Source organism: Paraburkholderia sp. BR10954 (assembly GCF_040965775.1).
GTDB lineage: Bacteria > Pseudomonadota > Gammaproteobacteria > Burkholderiales > Burkholderiaceae > Paraburkholderia > Paraburkholderia youngii.
In genome coordinates this window covers 1-6427 of sequence record NZ_JBFRCK010000103.1, presented here as the reverse complement: position 1 = coordinate 6427, position 6427 = coordinate 1, and the positions used below count along the sequence as shown (strand labels likewise).

The following is a 6427-nucleotide window of genomic DNA, read 5'->3' as shown; positions in this document are numbered from 1 at the left end:
CAGGGGTTCCTGCATCTCATCCATTCCGCGCATCGCATCCGCTGCCAAAGATCATGAACACGATATCCATAACGCCCGTCCCTCAAACCCCGTTTACACGGGACCCAAATTCAACAGCCTGCTAGGGCAAAACGTTCGGAAGTACTGCTTCGGCAAACCGAACCAAAAGCTTCTCATCAAACCTTCGAAGAAGAACGTGAAAGCGTTCCTCGGCGAGGTCCAGGAAACGATTAGGCAATTGCGCGCGGCTAGGCAGGACGTTTTGATAGGCCAACTCAATCCGAAGATTCTGGGTTGGGCGAACTATCACCGTCATGTGGTCGCCAAGGATACCTATTCGAAAGTCGATCACGTCATCTGGCAAAAGCTATGGGCGTGGGCATGTCGTCGACATCCCACCAAACCGAGACGGTGGATTCATCGTCGCTATTTCGGGACGGTGGAGAATCGACAGCATGTCTTCCAATGCAACGTCGTCAACAGAGACGGGGAGAAGCGGCTGCTAAAACTGCGAAGGGCGTCGGACGTCGGAATTTTACGACACAACAAACTTCGAGGTGAGGCGAACCCGTACGACCCGGGCTTCGAAGAGTATTTCGAGAAGCGTTCAAGTCTGAAGATGGAGATGAGTCTATCCGGACGACGGAAACTGCGGTACCTGTGGCGCCGGCAGAGGGGGGCAGTGTCCTATTTGCGGCGAACGCATTACGGCAATTACGCGATGGCATGTGCATCACCTCGTGCGTCGCGTGGATGGGGGTTCCGATCGATCTACGAACCTCTGGCTGCTGCACCCGGATTGTCACAGGCAACACCATGCTAACCCTGCTTTGAAATGGAGATTGCCGGCTGAGTCGGAAGACTGAGCTTAGCTACAACGCGTAGGTCGACAAATCCCCTTTGATTTGTTGGCATGATTTAAGCCGTATGCGGGGAAACTCGTACGTACGGTTTTTAGGGGGGAGTGTTTGCAGAAATGTGGCGCTCCTACCCGACAATCCCAACAGGGAGTCGGCTCACTTTTTTAGGAGCCGCACAGTGCTGCAGCAAGTCCTTGTTTCGCATGATCACGTCGCGACATCCCCAAAGGCGTTGGTCTCTCAGGCCGAGGCATATAGCAAGTCTCGGGAACTCCTGAGTCTCGTATACGGCCAGGGTTTCCGTCAGGCGACAACCGCCTACACCTACGAAATGTTTTCCCTGAACCTCGTTCGTGAGTTCCCCGATGCTGTTCCTGCAAATGGACGCATCGCAGGAAGCGACGAGAACGTGTCGTGGATGGTCGGTAGTCAGACAGTGGCGATCTGGAACCCGGAGAAGGCTGTCGGCGTCACCGGATATTCGAACCACGTTCGCACCAGTTAATCCTTCATCAGACCGCTTGTGTTACCGCGGTTGAATTCTTCCCGTCAGGGCAACCTGCCTGATGGGACGGTTGCCCTTCAATTCTTTGAGGCAACCATGTTCAAGATCATCATCAGTCTCGTTCTCTCATCCATGCTGTCCGCCTGCGCCAGTATCGATTTCGGCTCGCCGAATACGTATCAGCGCTACGACGTCCAGCGTGCCGGCTCTGTTGAAGAGGCCATCGTTGTTCGCACCCGCTCAATCTCGATTGAAGCGGGTTCGGATAACTCCGGGCTCACTTCGCTGATCACCGCCGGTGTGGGTGCGTTCCTCGGTAGCCAGACCATCGGCAACGGCACAGGTCGCTACATCGCGGGTGCCCTGTCTGGCGCTGCATCGGGCTTTGTCGCACAGAAGGTTTCACAGGCCATGGCGCAGCGATCAGGGCTTGAAATCATCGTGCGCAAGAGTTCGGGCGCCACGGTTGTCGTCGCTCAACCGGACGACCAGCGCTTTGCCCCGGGCGAGCACGTGCTTCTGGTTTCAACCAGTTCGGGTCTTCGCGTCACTCACTGACCGTCCTTCAAATGCCGGCACCACCGCCGGCGCATTCCTTCATCGCGAGGTGTTCCCGAAAGGGCACCTCGCTTTTTCTATTTTTGAGGCTGAAATGCTCAAGATTCCAAAGGTGTTCCATGCCGACCGGCGTAGCGCCGGCGCGGCAACGGACGCCGCCATCACACACCACGCGACGCAGATGCTGCGTCGTGTCGCCCGCGATCTGCGTTTGCGTTCTGGCGACCACGAGATTGTCACCGAACCGGCTCGCCGCAATCGCGGTTGCCGCGTCACCCTGCGAACCCCGGCCCTCATGCTGGAGGTTGCAGACTCCCCGACGCGGCGTAAGGTCGCCGTTTCGTTCCGCACGCGTCGCGGCCGCTCGGATCTGTCGGGCGGCGGCGACAACGCGGTGTCACTCGAGCAACTGTCTTCCCGCGAGGGATACGACGCGCTGCTTGGCGGTCTGCTGCTTGCAGGCGGCCTCGATGGCGAAAGCCGGTAGGGGACGCAATGGAAATCGTCGACATTGTCGTTGAGTACCCATCCGGCCTGAGCATCACAGATCGGGCGACGTTTATTGCCGATCTGGATCAGGTCTGCATATCGGAGAGGCTCGCATTTGTCATACAGCACCTCTCCCAAACGGAGCCTCCGCCCAAGGTTTCTGCGCGGGGTCCCGATTGCTCCCTGCAACTTGAGGCCAGGGTCGACGGGACGTTCCATGTGGCGTCGAAGCTGGCAGATCGACTGGACAAGATCGGACTGTGGGCAGAGCTGGTGGACATGGTCAGGTCGCCCACGAGGGACCAACGCCAGCAATTCGGCCGGTTCATGCACACGCTGTCTGCCGCAGCAGTGATCGGTGCGATCAGTTTCTGGCACACAACGTCGAGCTGGTCTGTTTCCAACATCCTGTCGGAGGTCAATCTGGTTTTGGCCGTTGTGATAACCTTCAATATAGGCATGGTTTCCATGAAATGGTATGGACGCCTCCCCCTGTGGTTAGATAAAGCTACGAAGGAAGGTAACGCGGGCGGACTCGCATGGGTCGACAGCGTGAGACTGCTCAAGGTAGAAGATCGCATCAGTCTTCTTGCTCAAACCGGAGAGTCGGAAATGAAGCTCGCGCCCGTTGGGATTGACATCGCAAAGTCCGTTTTTCAAGTGCACTACGTGGACGAAGAAACCGGTGAGATCGTCAACAAGCCGATCAAGCGAGCAAAGTTTCTCGAGCATTTCGCGAACTGCACGCCATCTTTGATAGGCATCGAAGCGTGTGGCGGCGCCCATCACTGGGCGCGGCAACTGACGAAGATGGGCCCCGTAGTCCGTCTGATGCCAGCAGAATTTGTGAAGGCATTCAACATCCGCAACAAAAACGATGCTGCCGACGCCCGTGCAATCTGGTTGGCCGTTCAGCAACCGGGTAAGCCCGTTGCTGTAAAAACTGAAATGCAGCAGGCGATGCTTGCACTGCATCGGATGCGCGAACAATTGGTTAAGTTTCGCGCTGCGCAGATTAACGCGTTACGAGGTCTGCTAGCGGCGAAACTGCATCAGCTGGTGTCCGTGATGCGAGCGGCGAAACAGCCGGTCACGGCAGAAACGGTCGATGGTCTGGTGGCCGCTGTCGCCGGCGTATCCAATGCACCGGACTTCATCGAGGTCGATGACGCCCTGTTCGCGGCGGGCCTCCTGCAGGTTGCCCCATTGCCGGAGATGTTCGACAAGCCGGTATCGGTCGGACAGCCGGTCAATGCGCTGGCCGCGCGGCTTCGTGACCTGATCGCCGACTGGCGCCGGGAGAAAAAGCTGGACCATGCGGACATGCAGCGCACGCGGGGGCGGCTCAGTGCCCGTCGGCACGCGCTGGAACGTTCGATGGCGTTGCTCGCACACGGGCGCGAAACGTTCGAATGGCCGAACCGTGTAGCCGTTGCACTGGAGTCGCGCGATGTGGCAAGTCTGCTGAACATCCTCGACACGCCTGACGATCACAACCTGAGCAGCAAGCAGGTCGTGCTCGAGTTCCATGGCCTGAAGTTGCGAGGCCTGACGGCTAAGTCCCGGCGTCGTGCGATTTTCGAACTGTGCGGACTCGACGGGACTGCGCAGGCCGCATGGGAAGCGAGCGAGCTTTCGCGCAAGCAGGCGGAGCGCAAGGAGCAGGATGCGCAGCGTGCGAAGGAAGCCGCGCAGAATGCCCGCTGTAAGCGCGGCGACGGCGTCGTGATCGATGGCGCCCAGCATGTCGAGGACGCGACCGCATCGGGCTGTCAGCGGCTTGCCGTCGCCGGGGCCCCCTGCACGCTTCGCATCGTACTGGGCCACCCAGCGGTGCACGGCTGTCTCAACAAGGCATCGACCTGCACGCCTCGCTGACCGATAGGCCCAAGTCTCGCACCATCCGTACTACTTCCAGCTTGAAGCTGGCGTCAAATTGTCGGCACCTTCTTGTCATCTCGCTCTTTTTCCTCGTCGATTTTGGATTGTCCTCCTATCGACCTGCCCCAGCGAATTAGACCACTGCAAGTTCCCGCTTGGTAAGTGGGGGCGTTCTCCATTTGTCGTTCGGCCGCACTTCATGCTTGACGCTCTACTCGACAAGGTCGCGCGATCCGCAATCGCGGGCAGATGCGCCAAAGAAGGCGGACCCTCGCGGGCCGATGGCGTCAAAGTTCCCTAAGGGAAGATCATTGAGATCCTCACAGGCAATCTGGAGGGGCCAAACGAACTATACGATGGTCGGGTGGATATCGCGAAGAACATCTTCCAGCTTCACTGGGTGGACGCCGGCACGGGTCAGATCGCGAGCCGACAGCTGAAACGGGGTACATTCCTTGAGCTGCGAATCGCGAACCCATGCCTGATCGGGACGGAGGCGTGGGGCGGCTCCCAGCACTGGGCGCGACGATTGATTGAGATGGGTGATCAGGTCAAGCTAATGCCGGCGAAGCTCGTCCAGCCATTGCAATATCGGCAACAAGAACGATCCCGCTGACGCTCGCGCGATCTGGATGGCCTTGGTCTGGACTGCGATAACGATCGCGCGTTCATGAACCCGGCCGTCTTTGATTTTTGCAAGGCAACGGGTATCGAGACGGTGCGCTGGCGTGCCTGCAAGTAAAACGATCAGGCGCGGGTCGCGCAAAAGAATGGCGCCGTCTGTACGTCATCTGGTGGGGGACGGCAGGCTACAAGGTCTCGAAGCCACAGAAAACGCTTGCCTCACTTTATCAAGTGTCGCGGCTGTATATCAACTTCTTCCAACCGTCATTCAAACTGAAATCAAAGACAGGTCACGGCGCCAAGGTGACAAAGCGCTATGAGGCGAGTTTGACGCCGCCCGAAAAGGACGGATACCCCAGGATCGAGAGCGTGCGCGGCATGGCTGAGTTTGATGATGGCGCACTATGCGGACATGCTGGTCCTGATCGCATTGCCTCCGGGTCGGGACGCTGGTGGCGCAATACCTTTCTTTTCGTGTCCGGGCAGCGATCGCGGTGAGGCCATGACAAAGGGAGATACCTTCAGCTTCTATCAGCGTATCTGTGTGGCGCGCGGCCTCCGTCACGGCCAAAGCTGGACGTGTGTTCTGGTGCTGTACGGTATCGTCACGCCGTTTCCGTCGCCGATCGCGGCGCTGCTCGAATGGAACGTTAGCGCGACCACCGTCATATCCGTCATGCCTCTATTGCTGGCGGTATTCGCAATTGACATCACGGATACGGTGGACTTCTCGGTCTATTCCGCGTCGGGAGCGTTGCTGGGCTTCACGATTCTCTTCGCACACACCTATGCGTCCGGGTTGCGCGCGCGTCTGGACGCGAGCGGACGGGCGATCGGGGGCACAGCGGCAATGCTGATGGTGGGGCGGCGTTCGAGTTGATTCTGTTCAATTCTTGCGTCGAACCAAGCGTCGTTCGCCGGCCGTTCGCGACCTGATTCTCCCGCCGTGCCGATCGCGCTCGACGGTGACGACAATTTTCAACCCAAACGGGGCGGATTTGCCAAAGTTGGTTGTAGAGTCGTTGACTTTGGTGGCGTCCGACCTTCATCGCGGTCAGATTGCGGACGACCACCGGGTCAGCACCGTCGTGTTCGCGCGCGGCAGCAGCGCGAGCGCCGTGCGGCCGGCGCGCTGCGTGCGCCCGGCCTTGTCGAGCAGCACGAACGGCAGCTCGGGCAGTTGCCACTCCTGCGAGGGCACCGCCGGATCACGCGGCGGCAATAGGACGATCAGCGTGCTCAAAGGCCACTCTCTCTGTGGATTGCGTTATTCATAGTTGGTCTTGTACCCGCACGATACGCGTAGTGTGAGTCAGCGGATCGCGATAGACCAGCGTCGTACGATCCACTTCGGCGCGCTCGTGCTGCACACTGCCGTGGGCCTGATATGACTTTATATGAACGCCTCCCGTTTGCTAGGCTTTTGTGCGCTATGACGTGACGTAGGTTGGGCTGCACCTTTATATCCGGCCTTGTTGCAGCCTGTTGGTTGGCTGCGGGCCCCGATGAA

General features: G+C 58.8%; 7 protein-coding genes and 3 pseudogenes. 9 read left to right on the top strand and 1 reads right to left on the bottom strand.

Annotation, left to right across the window (positions count from 1 at the left end; all coding sequences use genetic code 11):
* Positions 1–196: 196 nt before the first annotated feature.
* The 9 genes and pseudogenes from AB4Y34_RS40510 to AB4Y34_RS40470 all read left to right on the top strand — a co-directional run.
* Positions 197–373 (top strand): annotated as a pseudogene (locus tag AB4Y34_RS40510) (group II intron maturase-specific domain-containing protein); the annotation flags it as partial.
* A 355-nt stretch (positions 374–728) separates the two neighbouring features.
* The gene (locus tag AB4Y34_RS40505) at positions 729–866 is read left to right on the top strand and encodes an HNH endonuclease (protein ID WP_368719174.1); all 138 of its coding nucleotides are present in this window, start codon (positions 729–731) and stop codon (positions 864–866) included.
* A gap of 172 nt (positions 867–1038) precedes the next feature.
* Positions 1039–1365, top strand: a complete 327-nt coding sequence (locus AB4Y34_RS40500) for a hypothetical protein (RefSeq protein WP_368719173.1) — start codon at positions 1039–1041, stop codon at positions 1363–1365.
* A 96-nt stretch (positions 1366–1461) separates the two neighbouring features.
* Positions 1462–1923: a glycine zipper 2TM domain-containing protein gene (locus AB4Y34_RS40495; protein WP_368719172.1), complete on the top strand. Its 462-nt coding sequence runs from the start codon at positions 1462–1464 to the stop codon at positions 1921–1923.
* 94 nt (positions 1924–2017) lie between these two features.
* Entirely contained in the window at positions 2018–2410 is a 393-nt protein-coding gene (locus AB4Y34_RS40490) for a hypothetical protein (protein WP_368719176.1), read from the top strand.
* Between the two features lie 614 nt (positions 2411–3024).
* Positions 3025–4290 (top strand): IS110 family transposase, encoded by a 1266-nt coding sequence (locus tag AB4Y34_RS40485; RefSeq protein ID WP_368719175.1) that lies wholly within the window; start codon positions 3025–3027, stop codon positions 4288–4290.
* Positions 4291–4624: 334 nt separating this feature from the next.
* Positions 4625–4931, top strand: a pseudogene (locus AB4Y34_RS40480) (hypothetical protein); the annotation flags it as partial.
* 55 nt (positions 4932–4986) lie between these two features.
* Positions 4987–5415: a hypothetical protein gene (locus AB4Y34_RS40475; protein ID WP_368719171.1), complete on the top strand. Its 429-nt coding sequence runs from the start codon at positions 4987–4989 to the stop codon at positions 5413–5415.
* Between the two features lie 4 nt (positions 5416–5419).
* Positions 5420–5797 (top strand): hypothetical protein, encoded by a 378-nt coding sequence (locus AB4Y34_RS40470; protein WP_176370148.1) that lies wholly within the window; start codon positions 5420–5422, stop codon positions 5795–5797.
* 198 nt (positions 5798–5995) lie between these two features.
* Here the strand turns inward: AB4Y34_RS40470 and AB4Y34_RS40465 are convergent.
* Positions 5996–6160: pseudogene (locus AB4Y34_RS40465) on the bottom strand (type II secretion system protein GspL); the annotation flags it as partial.
* Positions 6161–6427: the final 267 nt, after the last annotated feature.

What these genes read in the sequence shown, in the direction of transcription:
- AB4Y34_RS40495 (WP_368719172.1), top strand. Translation starts at nt 1,462, where the DNA reads ATGTTCAAGATCATCATCAGTCTCGTTCTCTCATCCATGCTGTCCGCC.
- AB4Y34_RS40490 (WP_368719176.1), top strand. Translation starts at nt 2,018, where the DNA reads ATGCTCAAGATTCCAAAGGTGTTCCATGCCGACCGGCGTAGCGCCGGC.
- AB4Y34_RS40485 (WP_368719175.1), top strand. Translation starts at nt 3,025, where the DNA reads ATGAAGCTCGCGCCCGTTGGGATTGACATCGCAAAGTCCGTTTTTCAA.
- AB4Y34_RS40470 (WP_176370148.1), top strand. Translation starts at nt 5,420, where the DNA reads ATGACAAAGGGAGATACCTTCAGCTTCTATCAGCGTATCTGTGTGGCG.